Raw genomic sequence first — 16,608 nt, 5'->3', positions numbered from 1 at the left:
TCTGGATGTCCGGGCTGTCCCGGGGCCGGCGGGCTCAGTCCTCCTCGTCGTCGTCCAGCCGGGCCAGCCAGGTGGCCAGCCGCTCGACCGGCGTCTCGAATTCCGGGTTCAGGTCCACGAACTCGCGCAGCCGCTCGGCCACCCAGTGCAGGCTGACCTCCTCCGCGCCGCGCCGTTCCGCGAGCTCCTCGATCCCACGGTCGGTGAAGTACACGTGCGCCTCTCCTCCAGTCTGCCGGTGAACGTCCACCGGCAACACGGGCGAGGGCCCCGGAGGGTTGTCTCCGGGGCCCTCGCCACAACGGTCCGTCCGGCGGGCTTTCGGGGGGCGGGCTCGTCCGGGGCGTCCCCGGACGAGCGGGTCACTCCCCGAAGAGCTGCGTCAGCAGGGCCTCCTGCTCGACGGCGTGCTTCTTGGCCGAGCCCACCGCCGGCGAGGAGCTGGCCGGGCGGGAGGCCCGGCCCAGCGCGCGGCCGTCCAGCAGCCCCGGCAGCGTGATCGCCAGGTAGGGCCAGGCGCCCTGGTTGGCCGGCTCGTCCTGCACCACCACCAGCTCGGCGTCGGCCGGGTACTTGGCCAGCTCCGCCTTCAGCTCGTCGATCGGCAGCGGGTACAGGCGCTCCAGCCGGATCACCGCGGTGTCGGTGGCGCCCTTGGCGTCCCGAGCGGCCACCACGTCGTAGTAGATCTTGCCGGTGGTGATCAGGACCCGCCGGACACCGGACGGCTCGATCGCGCCCTGCTCGGCGATGACCGGGCGGAAGGCGCCGGAGGTGATCTCCTCGACCGGGGAGGCCGCGCCCTTGTGCCGCAGCAGCGACTTGGGGGTGAACACGACCAGCGGCTTGCGGCGGTCCGACAGCACCTGCCAGCGCAGCAGGTGGAAGTAGTTGGCCGCGGTGGTCGGGTAGACCACCGTCATGTTGTCCTGGGCGCACAGCTGCAGGAACCGCTCGATGCGGGCCGAGGAGTGGTCCGGGCCCTGGCCCTCGTAGCCGTGCGGCAGCAGCAGCGTCACCGACGAGCGCTGGCCCCACTTCTGCTCACCGGAGGAGATGAACTCGTCGATGATCGACTGGGCGCCGTTGACGAAGTCGCCGAACTGGGCCTCCCAGCACACCAGCGCGTCCGGGCGGGTCAGCGAGTAGCCGTACTCGAAGCCCATCGCGGCGAACTCGCTGAGCAGCGAGTCGTGCACGTAGAACTTCGACACGCCCTGGCCGAACTGCTTGAGCGGGGTGTGCTCCTCGCCGGTCCGGCGGTCCACCAGCACCGCGTGCCGCTGGCCGAACGTGCCGCGCCGGGAGTCCTGGCCGACCAGCCGCACCGGGTGCCCGTCGACCAGCAGCGAGCCGAACGCCAGCAACTCGCCGGTGGCCCAGTCGACCGCGTCGTCGGTGATCATCTGGGCGCGGCGCTGCAGGATCGGCTGCAGCCGCGGGTGCACGGTGAAGCCCTCGGGCAGGCTGACCTGGGTCTCGATGATCCGCTTGACGGTCTCGACGGGGATCGCCGTACCGGCCGAGCCGTGGTCGATCGGGATGCGGTCCTGGTCGCCGGGCTTGACCACCGAGCCCGGCTCGGCCGGGCGGGCCAGCGCCTCGCGGGTCTCGGTGAAGGCCCGCTCGAGCTGCTCCTGGTAGTCGCGCAGCGCCGACTCGGCCTCCTCCACCGTGATGTCGCCCCGGCCGATCAGCGCCTCGGTGTACAGCTTGCGCACCGAGCGCTTGGCGTCGATCAGGTCGTACATCAGCGGCTGGGTGAACGAGGGGTTGTCGGACTCGTTGTGCCCCCGCCGCCGGTAGCAGATCATGTCGATGACGACGTCCTTCTTGAACGCCTGCCGGTACTCGAACGCGAACCGGGCCACCCGGGCGCAGGCCTCGGGGTCGTCGCCGTTGACATGGAAGATCGGGGCCTGGATCATCCGGGCCACGTCGGTGGCGTAGACGCTGGAGCGCGAGTACTCCGGCGCGGTGGTGAAGCCCACCTGGTTGTTGACCACGATGTGCACGGTGCCGCCGGTGCGGTAGCCGCGCAGCTGCGACAGGTTCAGCGTCTCGGCGACCACGCCCTGCCCGGCGAACGCGGCGTCGCCGTGGATCAGCACCGGCAGCACGGTGAAGCCCGCCTCACCGACGTCCAGGATGTCCTGCTTGGCGCGGACCACGCCCTCCAGTACCGGGTTGACCGCCTCCAGGTGGGAGGGGTTGGCCACCAGCGAGGTACGGATCTTGGAGCCGTCGGCGGCCACGAAGTCACCCTCGGCGCCGAGGTGGTACTTGACGTCACCGGAGCCCTGGGCGCTGCGCGGGTCGAGGTTGCCCTCGAACTCGCCGAAGATCTGTGCGTACGACTTGCCGACGATGTTGGCCAGCACATTGAGCCGGCCGCGGTGCGCCATCCCGATGACGACCTCGTCCAGGTGCGAGCCGGCCGCCGCGCTGATCACCGAGTCCAGCAGCGGGATCAGCGACTCGCCGCCCTCCAGCGAGAACCGCTTCTGCCCGACGAACTTGGTCTGCAGGAACGTCTCGAACGCCTCGGCGCTGTTGAGCCGCCGCAGGATGTGCAGCTGCTCGGAGCGGGTGGGCTTGTCGTGCGGGACCTCGACGCGCTCCTGGATCCAGGCGCGCTCCTCGGGGTCCTGGATGTGCATGTACTCGATGCCGACGGTGCGGCAGTACGAGCCGCGCAGCACGCCCAGGATGTCGCGCAGCTTCATCTTGGGCTGGCCGCCGAAGCCGCCGGTGGCGAACTCGCGCTCCAGGTCCCACAGGGTCAGGCCGTGCTTGAGGATGTCCAGGTCGGGGTGGCGGCGCTGGCGGTACTCCAGCGGGTCGGTGTCGGCCATCAGATGGCCGCGGACCCGGTAGGCGTGGATCAGCTCGTGCACCCGGGCGATCTTGGCGACGTCCTCGTCGTGGCTGGCGGAGATGTCCTGCACCCAGCGCACCGGCTCGTACGGGATGCGCAGCGCCTCGAAGATCTCGTCGTAGAAGCCGTCCTCGCCCAGCAGTAGCTGGTGGATGCGGCGCAGGAAGTCGCCGGACTGGGCGCCCTGGATGATGCGGTGGTCGTAGGTGGAGGTCAGCGTCATCACCTTGCTGATCCCCATCCGCGACAGCGTCTCGGCCGAGGCCCCGGCGAACTCGGCCGGGTACTCCATCGCGCCGGCGCCGATGATCGTGCCCTGCCCCGGCATCAGCCGCGGCACCGAGTGGACGGTGCCGATGGTGCCCGGGTTGGTCAGGCTGATCGTGGTGCCCTGGAAGTCCTCCAGGGTCAGCTTGTTGCCGCGGGCCTTGCGGACGATCTCCTCGTAGGCCGCCCAGAACTGGCGGAAGTCGAGGGTCTCGGCGGCCTTGATGGAGGGCACCACCAGCTGGCGCTGGCCGTCGTCTTTCTTGAGGTCGATGGCCAGGCCCAGGTTGACGTGCTCAGGCTTGACCAGCGCCGGCTTGCCGTCGACCTCGGCGTAGCTGTAGTTCATCTCCGGCATCGCCCGCAGCGCCCGCACGATGGCGAAGCCCAGCAGGTGGGTGAACGACACCTTGCCGCCGCGGCCGCGCTTGAGGTGGTTGTTGATGACGATGCGGTTGTCGATCAACAGCTTGGCCGGCACCGCGCGGACGCTGGTGGCGGTGGGCACCTCCAGGCTGGCCTCCATGTTGGCGACCGTGCGCGCGGCCACCCCCCTCAGCCTGACCTCCTCGGCGCCGGCCGGGACCGCCGGGCCGGCCGGCTTGGCCTTGACGGCGGGCTTCTCGGCCTTGGCGGCCTTCTCGGGCTTGGGGGCCTTCGCGGGCGCCGGGGCCGGGGGGGCGGCGGCCTGGCCGTCACCGGCCGGGGGTGCGGCGGGGGTCACGACGGCACCGTTGGCGCCCGGCCCGCCCGCCGGGGCGGCCGTCTCGGCGCCCTGTGGCGCGGACGGCCGGGAACCCGGCTGGTAGTCGGCGAAGAAGTTCCACCAGGCCTGGTCAACGGAGTTGGGGTCTTCGAGGTACTTGTGGTACAGCTCGTCGACCAGCCACTCGTTGGCACCGAAGTCTGTGGTCCTTGGGTCGGCACTGGTACGCGACGACTCTGTCGACACGGCGGGGATCGCCCCTCTTCCGCAGCTCGCAAGTTGTATCTGAATCGAGACAAGGCTACTCGTCCCAGGCCCGCAGGGCGGCAGTCAGGGCCGCCATCGGCCGCTGCCGCCCGATTATGGGCGATGCCGTCCGGCCGGACCGGGCTTTCAACAAGATCATCAACATCGGCGGGGCGGTGGATATTCCGCCCACCCCGCCGAACTGACCGTTCACCGGCCCCGCCCCACCGTCCGGCACCGGCCCGGCGGCTGCGCCTCCACGGGCGCGGGCTCGGTGGAAGTGACGTCGGTGGGTGCGAGGTCAGTAAGTGTGAGGTCAGTGGGTGTGGTTCCAGTAAGTGTGAGGTCAGTGGGTATGGTTCCAATAAGTGCGAGGTCAGTGGGTATGGGTGGGGACGGTCGGGCCCTCGCTGGCCTGCACCAGCACGAAGCCCTGGCCCTGGAAGGCCAGCTGCATCGCCTCGCCGCTGCCGCGCCCGATCAGCGCGCCCGCCTTGATCGTACGGTTGACGCCGACGTGCAGCCCGGCACTCCAGCAGATCGCCGACTGGCCGTCCACGAACGTCGGGGCGCGGCCGGTGTCCAGCATGACCGGAGTGCCGTGCGCGGTGATCGCGACCCAGCCGGTGCCCGACAGGGTGGTGTTGAACAGCCCGCCGGCCGCGATGCCGGCACCCTGCACCCGCTGGATGTCGGACTGCAGGTGCGCGTCCCAGGCCAGGATGTTGGCGCCGTTGACGGTGAGGGTCTCGTTCTCCAGGTAGAACAGGTGGATGTCGTCGGCGTCGTGGGCCAGGAACAGCAGGCCCTGCCCCTTGACCCGCATGGTCGGCACGCCCTCGCCGGTCAGCGCCTTCTTCAGGAAGCGCCCGACGCCGCCGGACCCCTCGTAGTCGAAGTCCATCTGGCCCTGGAAGGCCACCATCGACCCCTGCCGGGCCAGCACGTCCCCGTTGAGGTGGACGCGGAGCATCTTGGAGTTCTGCAGGGCGAAGTGCCCGGGGAGCTGGGCCTGCTCCATGTTGCCGAAGAACGGGCTGCGCATGTGGTCGGGAGCCTCTCGTGTGGTCTGTGCGGTTCGTTCCTAGGTGAGAGGCGCCAGCATAGCCACGGGTTCCGGCGGGATCCGGTCAGTCGAGGCGATCGCGGCCGTGCGGGGCGGTCCAGTCCAGCAGCGGTCCCTTGGGGACGATCCGGCTGGGGTTGATGTGCGGATGCGTCATGTAGTAGTGGCGCTTGATGTGGTCGAAGTCGGTGGTCTCGTGGAAGGCCGGCCGCGAGTACAGGTCGCGGGTGTAGGCCCACAGGTGCGGGTAGTCGACCAGCCGCCTCAGGTTGCACTTGAAGTGGCCGTGGTAGACCGAGTCGAACCGCACCAGGGTCGGGTAGAGCCGGATGTCGGCCTCGGTGAGCTGCCCGCCGACCAGGTAGCGCTGCCGGGACAGCCGGTCCTCCAGCGTGTCCAGCGTGGCGAACAACTGGTCGAAGGCCTCCTCGTAGGGGCCCTGCTCGCGGGCGAACCCGGCCTTGTAGACGCCGTTGTTGACGGTGTCGTAGACCAGCGCGTTGATCTCGTCGATCTCCGGCCGCAGCTCGGCCGGGTACAGGTCGGGCGCGCCCGCGCGGTGGAAGGCGGTGAACTCGGTCTCCATCATCGTGGTGATGGCCGGGAAGTCGTTGGTGACCAGCCGCCGGGTGACGGTGTCCCAGATGCACGGCACCGTGTAGCGGCCCTCGAAGGACGGGTCGGTGGCCAGGTACAGCTCCGACAGGTAGGTGGCCCCGGTGACCGGGTCGCCGCCGGGGATCCGCCAGCCCGCCTCGTCGCGGACGGGGTCGACCACGGCGACGTCGATGACGTCCTGCAGGCCCAGCAGGTGCCGGACGATCAGCGTCCGGTGCGCCCAGGGGCAGGCGTAGGAGACGAACAGCCGGTAGCGGCCGGGCTCGGCGGGCAGCCCCTCGGCGCCGTCCGCGGTGATCTTCTCGGTGAAGCGGTTGGCCTGGCGGACGAACCGCCCCGCGACCGGGTTCAGCATGTCCACGGTGGTCTCCTCCCGTCGGCGCGGCACCCGCCGCCAGCCTATGCGGCCCGGTACGGCGGGGCTCAGCCCGGACGGTACGGCGTCGCGGCCCGGCCGGCGATCATCGGCAGGTCCAGGTAGGTGCGGATGCCGGGCTCGGCCTCGCAGACCGCCGGCACCGCGTTGACGGCGTGCGCGGCGGCGGCCGAGATGCCGTTGGAGACCCAGTCCACGTCGGTGGCCAGCGTGATCGAGGGCCGTCCCTGCACCCGTACCGCGTAGCCGGGGTCGCCCCAGTCGGGGGCGCGGGTGGCATCGGCCTTGTAGATGGCCTCGGCCGTCACGAACGGGCGGCCGCCGACCAGCCCGTTGAAGGTCCAGCGGGCGGCGGCGACCGTGCCCTTGGGGATGTGCCCGGCGGCGATGTCGAAGCCTTCGGACGCCATGCGGTGGGCGACGTCGCAGTCGATCTCGTCCAGCGTGACCCCGAGCGCGGCGGCGACCATGTGCATGCTCTCGGTGAACGTCGCCCGCATATAGACCCGGGCGTCCCGCAGGCCGGCCAGGTACTCCTCCTCGGTCTTGCCGAAGCCCACCATCCGGTGCACCAGCCGCCATGAGGGGTGACCGGAGAAGTCCGAGCACTCCCGCGAGTAGACGCTGCTGATCTGCCGGGACAGCCGCGACAGCAGCATCGGCATCAGGTCGGCCATGAAGCCGGGGTTGACCCCGGTACCGTGCACCGAGGAGTGGCCGGCCTTGCACGCCCGGTCCAGTTCGGCGACCAGGTCGGGGCCGTGCGCCTGCGGGTAGACCAGGCCGGACATGCAGATCACGTTCTTGCCCGAGGCCAGCAGTTGGCAGACGGTCTCCACCCCGTCGCGCCGGGAGAACACCCCGGCCGCCGGGGCGTAGATCACGCAGTCGGCGTCCAGCGCCAGGATCTCGGCGGGGTCCGCGGTGGCGGGCACGCCGATCGGCGGCCGGCCGGCCAGCTCGGCGGCGTCGACGCCGGCCTTGCCCGTGTCGTACACCCGCGCGCCGACCAGCATCATGTCGGGACGCTCTAGGACGGCCCGGATGGCGCTGCGGCCGAGCGCACCCGTTGCCCACTGCACGACGCGGTAGGGCTCCATACGACCTCCGTGGGGTGGGACGGAGAGAAAGCAGGAGGTTGGAGACTACCTGCAGCACACCGGAGAAATCGTCGGATTGACATATCCACGCCCATGCCCGGGCGCCGGGCGGGCCGGCCATTGCCCGGGGGGTGAATCCGAGCGAGATTCGGTTGGGTGGTACCACTGGGTAACCCCCGGATGGTTATCTAGGGGAGCGGGCGACGGAGCGAGGGTCGTCCGTCCCCGTCCAGGGGCGCCCCCCGGGCGAACGGGACAGTCGGCTGACGTGAGGAGACAGGATGTCGGAACTGCGCTTCGATGGGCGGGTCGCGGTCGTCACCGGTGCGGGGCACGGCCTCGGCCGCCGGCACGCGCTGGAACTGGCCGCGCGCGGCGCCAAGGTCGTGGTCAACGACCTGGGCGGGGACCGGTCCGGGAGCGGGGTGTCCAGCGGCCCGGCCCAGCAGGTCGTCGACGAGATCGTCAAGAACGGCGGCGAGGCGGTGGCCAGCCCCGACAACGTGGCCACCCCCGAGGGCGCCCAGGCGATCGTGCAGGCCGCGCTGGAGACGTTCGGCAAGCTCGACATCGTCGTCAACAACGCGGGCATCCTGCGGGACAAGTCGTTCAAGAACATGACCGTCGAGGAGTGGGACACGGTCATCGCCGTGCACCTGCGCGGCTCGTTCCTGGTCTCCAACGCGGCCTGGCCGCACCTGCGCGAGCAGGGCTACGGCCGGATCGTCAACACCTCCTCCCCGGCGGGCCTGTTCGGCAACTTCGGCCAGGCCAACTACTCCACCGCCAAGATGGGCCTGGTCGGCTTCACCAAGACGCTGGCCCACGAGGGCGCCAAGTACGACATCAAGGCCAACGCCATCGCCCCGGTCGCCTGGACCCGGATGACCGAGGACCTGCTGCCGGCCGAGTCCGCCGAGGTGCTCAGCGTGGACAAGGTCACCCCGCTGGTGGCCTACCTGGTGCACGAGGACAACCCGTCCAGCGGCGAGGTCTACACCGTCGGTGGCGGCCGGATCGCCCGGATCATCGTCGCCGAGGGGCCGGGCTGGACCAAGAAGGACGGCCTGACCGTCGAGGACGTGGCGGCCAACTGGGAGCAGATCAACGCCGAGGAGCCGTTCATCGTCCCTCGGAATCCGATGGAGCAGATGGCCCCGCTGATGCAGGCCCTGCAGTAGCCGTCATGGCCGAGGGAGGGCACCTGCTGCTGGACCGGCGGGACGGGGTGCTGGTGATCACCCTGAACCGGCCGGAGCGGCTGAACGCGGTCAGCGCCGCGGTCAGCGAGGAAATGGTGGACGTCCTGAACGGGCTGATGCGGGATCCGCGGACCCATGTGGTGGTACTCACCGGCGCGGGCCGCGGATTCTGCTCCGGGATGGACATCCGGGACGACGGGCCCGGCACGGCCGAGCCGGACGCCGAGGGCCGGGCACAGCGGCTCTACCGGGGCATCGCCGGGGGCGGCGAGGTGACCGCGCGGCTGCGGGAGATCCCGCAGCCGGTGATCGCCGCGCTGCACGGGCCGGTCGCGGGCATGGGCGTGTCCTGGGCGCTGGCCTGCGACCTGCGGGTCGCCGACCCCACCACCCGGTTCGTGCTGCCGTTCACCGACCTGGGCCTGTCCGGCGGGGACTGCGGGCTGTCCTGGCTGCTGCCCCGGCTGGTGGGCCCGGCGAAGGCGGCCGACCTGCTCTACCGGGCCAGGCGGCTGCGGGCCGAGGAGGCCCGTGAGCTCGGCCTGATCACCGAGATGGCCGAGGAGGGCGGGGACCTGGCGGCGGCGCTGGCGCTGGCCGGGGAGCTGCTGCGGCGCTCCCCCTACGGCCTGCGGCGCACCAAGGAACTGCTGAACGCCTCCCTGGACGCGCCGGGGCTGCGGCAGCAGCTGGTCGCCGAGACCGGGATCCAGACGCTGGCCTTCTTCACCGAGGACCTTGCCGAGGGCATGACCGCCACGCTGGCCGGACGGCCGCCGGAGTTCCGGAACCGATGAGCGGGGCGCCGGTCCGTCACGGGCCGGCGCTACCGTTCGGTGGTCGAACCGTTCGATGGCCGAACCGGCCGGGGAGAGGAGCGCCGTGGAGCGGGAGATCGTGCTGGAAGGCTGTGTCAACTTCCGGGACGTCGGGGGGTACCGGGCCGAGGGCGGTCATGTGCGCTGGCGCACGCTCTTCCGTAGCGACGCCCTGCACGAGCTGACCCCGGAGGACGCGGCGCGCCTGGCCGACCTCGGCGTGACCACCGTGATCGACCTGCGCTCGGAGTACGAGCGCGAGCACGACGGCGAGGGGGCGCACCCGCTCGCCGGCGCGGTCTCCTTCGTACGGGCCCCCATCATCAACCAGGGAAACCTGACCGTCATGGCGGACACCTCGCTGTCCCTGGCCGGGAGGTACGCCCGGATCCTGGAGACCTGCGGCACCGCGCTGGCCGACGCGGTGACCGCGATCGCGCACGCCCCCGGCGCAGTGGTCTTCCACTGCGCGGCGGGCAAGGACCGTACCGGCATGCTGAGCGCCGCCGTGCTGGGGGCGCTGGGCGTGGATGACGAGGACATCATCGCCGACTATGCGATGACCGGCCGCAACCTCCAGCGCATCGGCACGCGGCTGCGGCGGCACCCGGCCTACGAGAACAGCTACGCCTACGTGCCCCGGGACGCGATGACCGCGCAGGGCGACACGATGCGGGAACTGCTCGGCGACCTGCGTTCCCGGCACGGCGACCTGCGCGGGCTGCTGGGCGCCGTGGGCGTCGGCGAGGACGTGCTCGACCGGCTGCGTGCCTCCCTCGTCACCTCCTGAGCCCGCTCCCTTGTCGCTGGCCGAGCAGCCGGGCACGGCTTGTGTCCGGCTTTGTTCTGTGAGTGGGGAAAGTCCGAACGGTCCAAAGAAAAGGCCTTCTCAAGCCGGGCGAAAGTAGGTACGTTCACGCCAACCGACCTCAGAATCGGCGCGAGCCGGTCCAGGAAGGGAACGGCGTGATGCGGATGACGGCGCGGCCCGAGAACCTGCACCAGTCACGCCTGCTGCACCTGCTGCGCGACGAGGGCCCCCGGTCCCGGGCCGAACTGGGCGAGATGGTGCGGCTGTCGCGCTCCAAGCTCGCCCTCGAACTCGACCGGCTGGTGGAGCTGGGCCTCGTCGAGCCCGCCGGGCTGGCCGCCTCGCGGGGCGGCCGCCGCTCCGCCGTGGTACGGCTCTCGCCACGGCTGCGCTTCGTGGCGTTCGACATCGGGGCGACCTCGATCGACGTGGCCGTCACCAACGGCCGGCTGGAGGTGCTCGGACACGTGTCCGAGCCCTGCGACGTGCGGCTGGGCGCCCCCGCCGTGCTGGAACGGGCGCTGGAACTGCTCGGCAAGCTGCGCGACGACGGGTTGCTGCCGCAGGTGCACGGGGCGGGCATCGGGGTGCCGGGGCCGGTCAGCTTCCGCGAGGGCATCCCGGTGGCGCCGCCGATCATGCCGGGCTGGGACCGGTTCCCCGTCCGCGAGGCCATCGGCCGGGAACTGGGCTGCCCGGTGCTGGTGGACAACGACGTCAACATCATGGCGCTGGGCGAGCTGCACGGCGGGATGGCCCGCTCGGTGGACGACTTCCTGCTGGTCAAGATCGGCACCGGGATCGGCTGCGGGATCGTGGTGGGCGGCGGCATCTACCGCGGGGTCTCCGGCGGCGCCGGCGACATCGGGCACATCCGGGTCGACGACGACGGCCCGCTGTGCGCCTGCGGCAACACCGGCTGTCTGGAGGCCTACTTCGGCGGCGCCGCGCTGGCCCGCGACGCGCTGGCGGTGGCGCGCGCCGGGCACTCGGCCCTCCTGGCCGAGCGGCTGGCGGCCACCGGGGACGTCACCGCCGCCGACGTGGCCGCCGCGGCGGCCGCCGGCGACCCGGCCGCGGTGCGGCTGATCCGCGAGGGCGGCCACCGGGTCGGCCAGGTGCTGGCCGGCCTGGTCAGCTTCTTCAACCCGGGGCTGGTGATCATCGCTGGCGGGGTGGCCAGGCTCGGCCACGCGCTGCTGGCGGAGGTCCGCAGCGTCGTCTACCGCCGCTCGCCGCCGCTGGCGACCGGCAACCTGCCCATCGTGCTGTCCGAACTCGGGGACACCGCCGGGGTCGTCGGGGCGACCCGGCTCATCAGCGACCACGTCTTCTCACCCGCCTGACCTCCGCACCGTACTCCTCCAGCGCTCCTCCCCCCGGCCGACGGGCGGCACCCCAGGAGGCACCATGAGTCCACCCGGCCCGTCCCCGCCGCCGATGCGCGGGATCGCCAAGCGGCTCCCCGGCGTCCGCGCGCTCACCCACGACGCCCGGGCGATCGTGATGGGCGAGCCCGGCATGATCAAGCCGATCATGGAAGGGGGCCTGCGGTGAAGGACGTGAGCGAGCGGCCGCCGGTGGACGATCCCCCCGGCGGCCGGGCCGCCGGAGGCCGGTGGCCGTGGCCGGCGCCGGGCCTGGCGGGCGCGGGGGCGGCGGGCGTCCGGCACGCCGGGCTGGTGGCGGCGCTGCTGCTGCTGGTGCTGGTCGGCGTGATCACCAAGCCGGACAACTTCGCCACCACCGGCAATCTGGTCTCCATCCTGGCGCTGGCGGCCACCATCGGGGTGATCACGGTCGGCATGACCTTTGTGATCATCGGTGGCGGCATCGACCTGTCGGTGGGCGCGATCATGGCGCTGGCCTCGGTGTGGGCGACCACGGTGGCCACCCAGTCCTATGGGCCGGTGGTGATGGCGCTGTGCGCGATCCTGGTCGGCGCCGGGGCCGGGCTGGTCAACGGGCTGCTGATCTCCTACGGCCGGATGGTGCCGTTCATCGCCACGCTGGCCATGCTGGTCGCCGCGCGCGGGTTGGCGCAGCGGATGTCGGACCGCCGGACCCAGCTGGTCCGCCCCGAGAACGACGCGATCATGGCGCTGTCCACCACGAAGGTGCTGGGCCTGCCCCTGCTCGTCTACATCTTCGCCGCGGTCGTGGCGGCCGGCTGGGTGCTGCTCAACCGCACCACGTTCGGCCGCCGCACCTTCGCGGTCGGCGGCAACCCCGAAGCCGCCCGGCTGGCCGGCATCGACGTACGGCGGCACACCCTGCTGCTGTACACGCTGTCCGGGCTGTGCTGCGGGATCGCCGCGATCATCATCATGGCCCGCACCACCACCGGCTCCTCCACCCACGGGGACCTGTACGAGCTCGACGCCATCGCCGCGGTGATCATCGGTGGCACCCTGCTGACCGGCGGGCGGGGCACCATCATCGGCTCCATCCTCGGTCTGCTGATCTTCACCGTGATCACCAACCTGTTCATCCTCAACGGCCTGGACACCAGCGACCAGCTCATCGCCAAGGGAGTGATCATCGTGATCGCCGTGCTGCTGCAGCGGCGCGGCCTGCGAACCCCCACCTGACCTGTCCTCCTACCCCCAGGGAACGGCGCGCCGCGCCGCTTCTCGTCCCGACCACGCCCGCAAACCCCACCCCGACACACTGGAGAGCGCCATGACCGACACCAGCAGGCGAGGATTCCTGTTCGCCGGATCGATCGCCGGAGCCGGGATGCTCGCGGCGGCCTGCACGAGCAACTCCGAGGAGACCGGCAACACCAACCAGCAGAGCGTCTCCACTGGTGGGGACAATGACAAGCCCGGTACGAAGGTCACCATTGGTTTTTCGGCTCCGGCCGCCGACCATGGTTGGATCGCGGCGATCGCCAAGAATGCCGAGGCGCAGGCCAAGCAGTACTCGGATGTGGATTTCAAGCCGGTGGAGCCGACCAATGACATCAACCAGCAGATCTCGGCGGTGGAGTCGCTGATCGCGCAGAAGGTCGGTGCGTTGGTGATCCTGCCCAATGATGGTGAGCAGCTCAACCAGGTGGCGCGTAAGGCGATGGATGCCGGTATTCCGGTGGTCAACCTGGACCGGGTGTTCCCCGACAAGCTGTCGTACCGGACGTGGGTGGGCGGCGACAACTACGGCATGGGGGTGGCCGCCGGGCACTACATCGGCAAGAAGCTCAAGGACAAGGGTGTCGCCAAGCCGGTGATCTTGGAGATCCAGGGGATCGCGACGCTGCCGTTGACCCAGGACCGCAGCAAGGGCTTCGCCGACGCGCTGAAGACCTACGGCTTCTCCGTCACTGCCAAGCAGGACGCCAAGTTCACCGTCGAGTCCGGCAACCAGGTGGCGGGCAACCTGCTGCAGGCGCACAAGAAGATCGACGCGTTGTGGAACCACGATGATGACCAGGGTGTGGGTGTGCTGGCGGCGATCAAGCAGGCCAACCGCAACGAGTTCTTCATGGTCGGCGGTGCCGGGTCGGCCAACGCCATGCGCGAGATCAAGAACGGCGGGGTGCTGGAGGCCACCGTCACCTACAGCCCGTCCATGGCCTCCTCGGCCATCAAGCTGGCTCGGTTGATCGCGCAGGGCAAGGGCATGGCCGACCTGGTGGAAAAGCAGGTTCCGCAGTCCATCACCCTGGCCTCGGAGACCATCACCAAGGACAACGTGGACCGCTACCTGCCGCTGGGGTTCGAGTCTTGAGCGGCGGCGACGCGCCCGCTCTGGGGATCGGCATGGTCGGCCACGCCTTCATGGGCCGGGCGCACTCGCAGGCGTGGCGCAGCGTGCGCGCGTTCTTCGACGTGCCCTGCGTCCCGGTCATGGCGGCGCTGGCGGGCCGGGACGCTGAGCGGGTGCGCCGGGCCGCCGACCGGCTCGGCTGGGCCTCGGCCGAGACCGACTGGAGGGCGCTGCTGCGCCGCGACGACGTCCAATTGATCGACATCTGTGCGCCCGGCGACACCCATGCCGAGATCGCCCTCGCGGCGCTCGGCGCCGGCAAGCACGTGCTGTGCGAGAAGCCGCTGGCCAACACGGTCGCCGAGGCGGAGGCGATGGCGGCGGCGGCCGAGCGGGCGGCGGCGCGGGGCGTGCGCGCCATGGTCGCCTTCAACTACCGGCGCGTCCCGGCCGTCGCGCTGGCCCGCCGCCTGGTGGCCGACGGCAGGCTGGGCACGGTCCGGCACATCCGCGCCCAGTACTTGCAGGACTGGCTGGCCGACCCCGAGGCCCCGCTGAGCTGGCGGCTGGACCGGGAACGGGCCGGGTCGGGTGCGCTCGGCGACATCGGCGCGCACCTCGTCGACACCGCCCAGTTCATCACCGGTGACCGGCTCATCGGGGTGTCCGCGCTGCTGGAGACGTTCGTGACCGAACGCCCGCTGGCCACTGCCTCGGCCGGGCTGACGGCGTCCGCGGGCACCGAGCGGGGGCCGGTGACGGTGGACGACGCGGCGCTGTTCCTCGGGCGCACCGCCGGCGGCGCCGTCGCCTTGTTCGAGGCCACCCGGTTCGCCACCGGCCGCAAGAATGCGCTGCGCATCGAGGTCAACGGCTCACGCGGCAGCCTCGTCTTCGACTTCGAGGCGATGAACGAGCTGTGGTTCCACGACCACACGCTCGACGGGGGCGAGGCCGGATTCCGCCGGATCCTGGTGACCGAGCCCTCCCACCGCTACGCCGCCGCCTGGTGGCCGCCCGGCCACCTGCTCGGCTACGAGCACACCTTCACCCACGAGATCGCCGACCTGCTGTCGGCGATCGCCGCGGGCACCGACCCGTCCCCCTCGTTCGCCGACGGCCTGCAGGTCCAGCGGGTGCTGGCCGCCGTCGAGGACAGTGCCGCGGGCGGCGGCGGGTGGACGCCCGTCCCGTTCGAGGACGCCCCTGGACCGTGAAGGGTCGGGTGGGCGCCGGGTGGGCGCCGGGTGGGCTACGACTACCTGCGCACCGTGGGGTTCGGCCGCCGGTAGCCGCTCTTCCGGGGGCGGGCCGCCCCGCCCCGGGCCCGCACGCAGCGTCCTCTGAGGGTCGCGCGCTGCACCGGCCACCGGCCGGTCACCGCACAGGCGACGAGGAGCGACATTGCGCGACCGATCACCCCGTTCACCGGCCAGCGGGCTGATCTGGCGTTCGAGGGCGCGTCAGGCGGCCTCGCGGTGCTGCGGTCGCCCGGCCCCCGCCCGGAGCCGCCGGTGGGACGGCTCCCGGCGCTTTAGTGGAGCTGGCCCTCGCGCAGCGCCTTCTCCAGGGCCTCCACGTAGCGCAGCGCGATGAGGTGGGCCAGGACCGGGTGGTCGCCCAGCGGTGCCGCCAGCCCCGCGCCGGTGTCGGCGGCCAGCTTGGACAGCATCGCCAGCCGGGCCGGGGCGACCTCCGGCCCGATCACGTACGGCGCGAACGCCACATGGGTGGCTCCGGCGGCGCGCAGCCTGGCCGCGGCCTCGGCGGGGGAGATCGCGTCCGGCCCGTCCTCCAGCGAGGCGGCGGTGGCGGGCACCGCCAGCCGGGAGGCCAGCAGCACCGCGCTGACCTCGGCGTCGCGCACCGCGGCCGGGCCGCCGGGGACGGCGATCACCACTCCGCCGGCCACGGTGACCGTGGTCATCATCCTGATCCGGTCGGCGCGGGCCAGCCCCGCCTCGGCCAGCCGCTCGTGCAGCGCCTGCGCGATCAGCGGGTGCGGCCCCAGCGGCTCGGCGATCACGGCCGGCACCCCGGAGGCGACGACCGTCTCCCGCAGCGCCCGGTCGATCACCGGGTCGGGGCCGGCCAGCAGCGGCACCACCACCGCGGGCGGCATGTCCGGCGCCCGGCCGGCCGCCGCGGCGGCGGCCAGTGCTGCGCCGAGGGAAGCCGCCGATCCCGCCAGGTGCCCGAGCACGACCGGGCGGCCGGTGTGCGCGTGCTCGGTCAGCAGGGCCAGCGCGCCCGCCACCCCGGCCACCACGGGCCGCCCGGACGGCTCCGGCGCTCCGGGCCGGCCCGGCGGCACGGGCGGGACGGAGGCGTCGAGGGCACCGGGGACCGCGAGGATGAGCGGGGGCGAGTCCGGCGGCAGCGCGAAGGACTCGGCGCCGCGGTGCCGGCCACCGGGCCGCGGCCGTCGCCGGCGGGCCGGAAGAACCTCGGGGCCCATGTTGTCGAGAGGCACTTCGCTGTCAGGGGTCACGGCGGGCATCGTAACGGGGGCTGGATGCCTCATTCCTTGCATGTGGGGGTTATGTGCCGAATATTCCGATTTTGCGCTCTTTGTGGGCGGGGGGAATTCCGCTGCGCACGGTGACGACGGTAACACCCTGGCAACATTGCTGCACGCTGCTGCCAGGATGATCGGTTTCTTCGGGCGAGGACGTAGTAAGCTCCCGGAACCCCCGTACCGACACCAATCGGGAGGGTCCCCCCGTCATGATGGGCTACGAGGCGTGATGGCCTCCCGTACACCCGCACCGCCGACCAGAACCCAGTCGATCCGAACCAAGATCGTTATCCT

At 71.6% G+C, this 16,608-nt stretch carries 14 protein-coding genes; 8 read left to right on the top strand and 6 right to left on the bottom strand.

From position 1 onward, the window contains the following. Positions 1–34 precede the first annotated feature (34 nt). From C4U03_RS05050 to C4U03_RS05025, 5 genes are all read right to left on the bottom strand, one after another. Positions 35–214 carry a DUF6104 family protein gene (locus C4U03_RS05050; RefSeq protein WP_103936471.1) on the bottom strand — a complete coding sequence of 60 codons (180 nt, stop codon included), beginning with the start codon at positions 212–214 and terminating at the stop codon, positions 35–37. Positions 215–362: 148 nt separating this feature from the next. Further along, positions 363–4,097 (bottom strand): multifunctional oxoglutarate decarboxylase/oxoglutarate dehydrogenase thiamine pyrophosphate-binding subunit/dihydrolipoyllysine-residue succinyltransferase subunit, encoded by a 3,735-nt coding sequence (locus C4U03_RS05045; protein WP_103936470.1) that lies wholly within the window; start codon positions 4,095–4,097, stop codon positions 363–365. A gap of 376 nt (positions 4,098–4,473) precedes the next feature. Further along, positions 4,474–5,142 carry an AIM24 family protein gene (locus tag C4U03_RS05035; RefSeq protein ID WP_103936468.1) on the bottom strand — a complete coding sequence of 223 codons (669 nt, stop codon included), beginning with the start codon at positions 5,140–5,142 and terminating at the stop codon, positions 4,474–4,476. 85 nt (positions 5,143–5,227) lie between these two features. Next, on the bottom strand, positions 5,228–6,136 hold the full coding sequence (locus C4U03_RS05030; RefSeq protein WP_103936930.1) for a glutathione S-transferase family protein: 909 nt from the start codon (positions 6,134–6,136) through the stop codon (positions 5,228–5,230). A 68-nt stretch (positions 6,137–6,204) separates the two neighbouring features. Further along, a complete protein-coding gene (locus C4U03_RS05025) occupies positions 6,205–7,257 on the bottom strand; it encodes an NAD(P)H-dependent amine dehydrogenase family protein (RefSeq protein ID WP_103936467.1) in 1,053 nt (350 codons plus the stop codon). Between the two features lie 281 nt (positions 7,258–7,538). Between C4U03_RS05025 and C4U03_RS05020 the strand changes: the two genes are divergently transcribed. From C4U03_RS05020 to C4U03_RS04990, 8 genes are all read left to right on the top strand, one after another. After that, positions 7,539–8,438, top strand: a complete 900-nt coding sequence (locus tag C4U03_RS05020) for an SDR family oxidoreductase (protein ID WP_103936466.1) — start codon at positions 7,539–7,541, stop codon at positions 8,436–8,438. Between the two features lie 5 nt (positions 8,439–8,443). Further along, complete coding sequence (locus C4U03_RS05015) at positions 8,444–9,256, top strand: enoyl-CoA hydratase/isomerase family protein (RefSeq protein WP_103936465.1); 813 nt, start codon at positions 8,444–8,446, stop codon at positions 9,254–9,256. A gap of 85 nt (positions 9,257–9,341) precedes the next feature. Further along, positions 9,342–10,067 (top strand): tyrosine-protein phosphatase, encoded by a 726-nt coding sequence (locus C4U03_RS05010; RefSeq protein WP_160146910.1) that lies wholly within the window; start codon positions 9,342–9,344, stop codon positions 10,065–10,067. Positions 10,068–10,246: 179 nt separating this feature from the next. Then, entirely contained in the window at positions 10,247–11,434 is a 1,188-nt protein-coding gene (locus C4U03_RS05005; RefSeq protein WP_200827056.1) for an ROK family transcriptional regulator, read from the top strand. Positions 11,435–11,498: 64 nt separating this feature from the next. Then, positions 11,499–11,645: a hypothetical protein gene (locus tag C4U03_RS40280; RefSeq protein WP_160146909.1), complete on the top strand. Its 147-nt coding sequence runs from the start codon at positions 11,499–11,501 to the stop codon at positions 11,643–11,645. Beyond that, complete coding sequence (locus C4U03_RS05000) at positions 11,642–12,679, top strand: ABC transporter permease (RefSeq protein ID WP_235017653.1); 1,038 nt, start codon at positions 11,642–11,644, stop codon at positions 12,677–12,679. The genes C4U03_RS40280 and C4U03_RS05000 overlap by 4 nt, the downstream gene beginning before the upstream one ends. A gap of 91 nt (positions 12,680–12,770) precedes the next feature. Continuing rightward, positions 12,771–13,817 (top strand): ABC transporter substrate-binding protein, encoded by a 1,047-nt coding sequence (locus tag C4U03_RS04995; protein WP_103936463.1) that lies wholly within the window; start codon positions 12,771–12,773, stop codon positions 13,815–13,817. Then, entirely contained in the window at positions 13,814–15,013 is a 1,200-nt protein-coding gene (locus C4U03_RS04990) for a Gfo/Idh/MocA family protein (RefSeq protein WP_235017652.1), read from the top strand. The genes C4U03_RS04995 and C4U03_RS04990 overlap by 4 nt, the downstream gene beginning before the upstream one ends. Positions 15,014–15,330: 317 nt before the next feature. Here C4U03_RS04990 and C4U03_RS39775 read toward each other — a convergent pair whose 3' ends face one another. Further along, positions 15,331–16,287 (bottom strand): sirohydrochlorin chelatase, encoded by a 957-nt coding sequence (locus C4U03_RS39775; protein ID WP_235017651.1) that lies wholly within the window; start codon positions 16,285–16,287, stop codon positions 15,331–15,333. Between the last annotated feature and the right edge of the window lie 321 nt (positions 16,288–16,608).

This window comes from Thermomonospora echinospora (genome assembly GCF_900108175.1).
GTDB lineage: Bacteria > Actinomycetota > Actinomycetes > Streptosporangiales > Streptosporangiaceae > Thermomonospora > Thermomonospora echinospora.
Note: the sequence above shows the minus strand (reverse complement) of the source record. Positions and strands in the feature narration are given on the sequence as shown.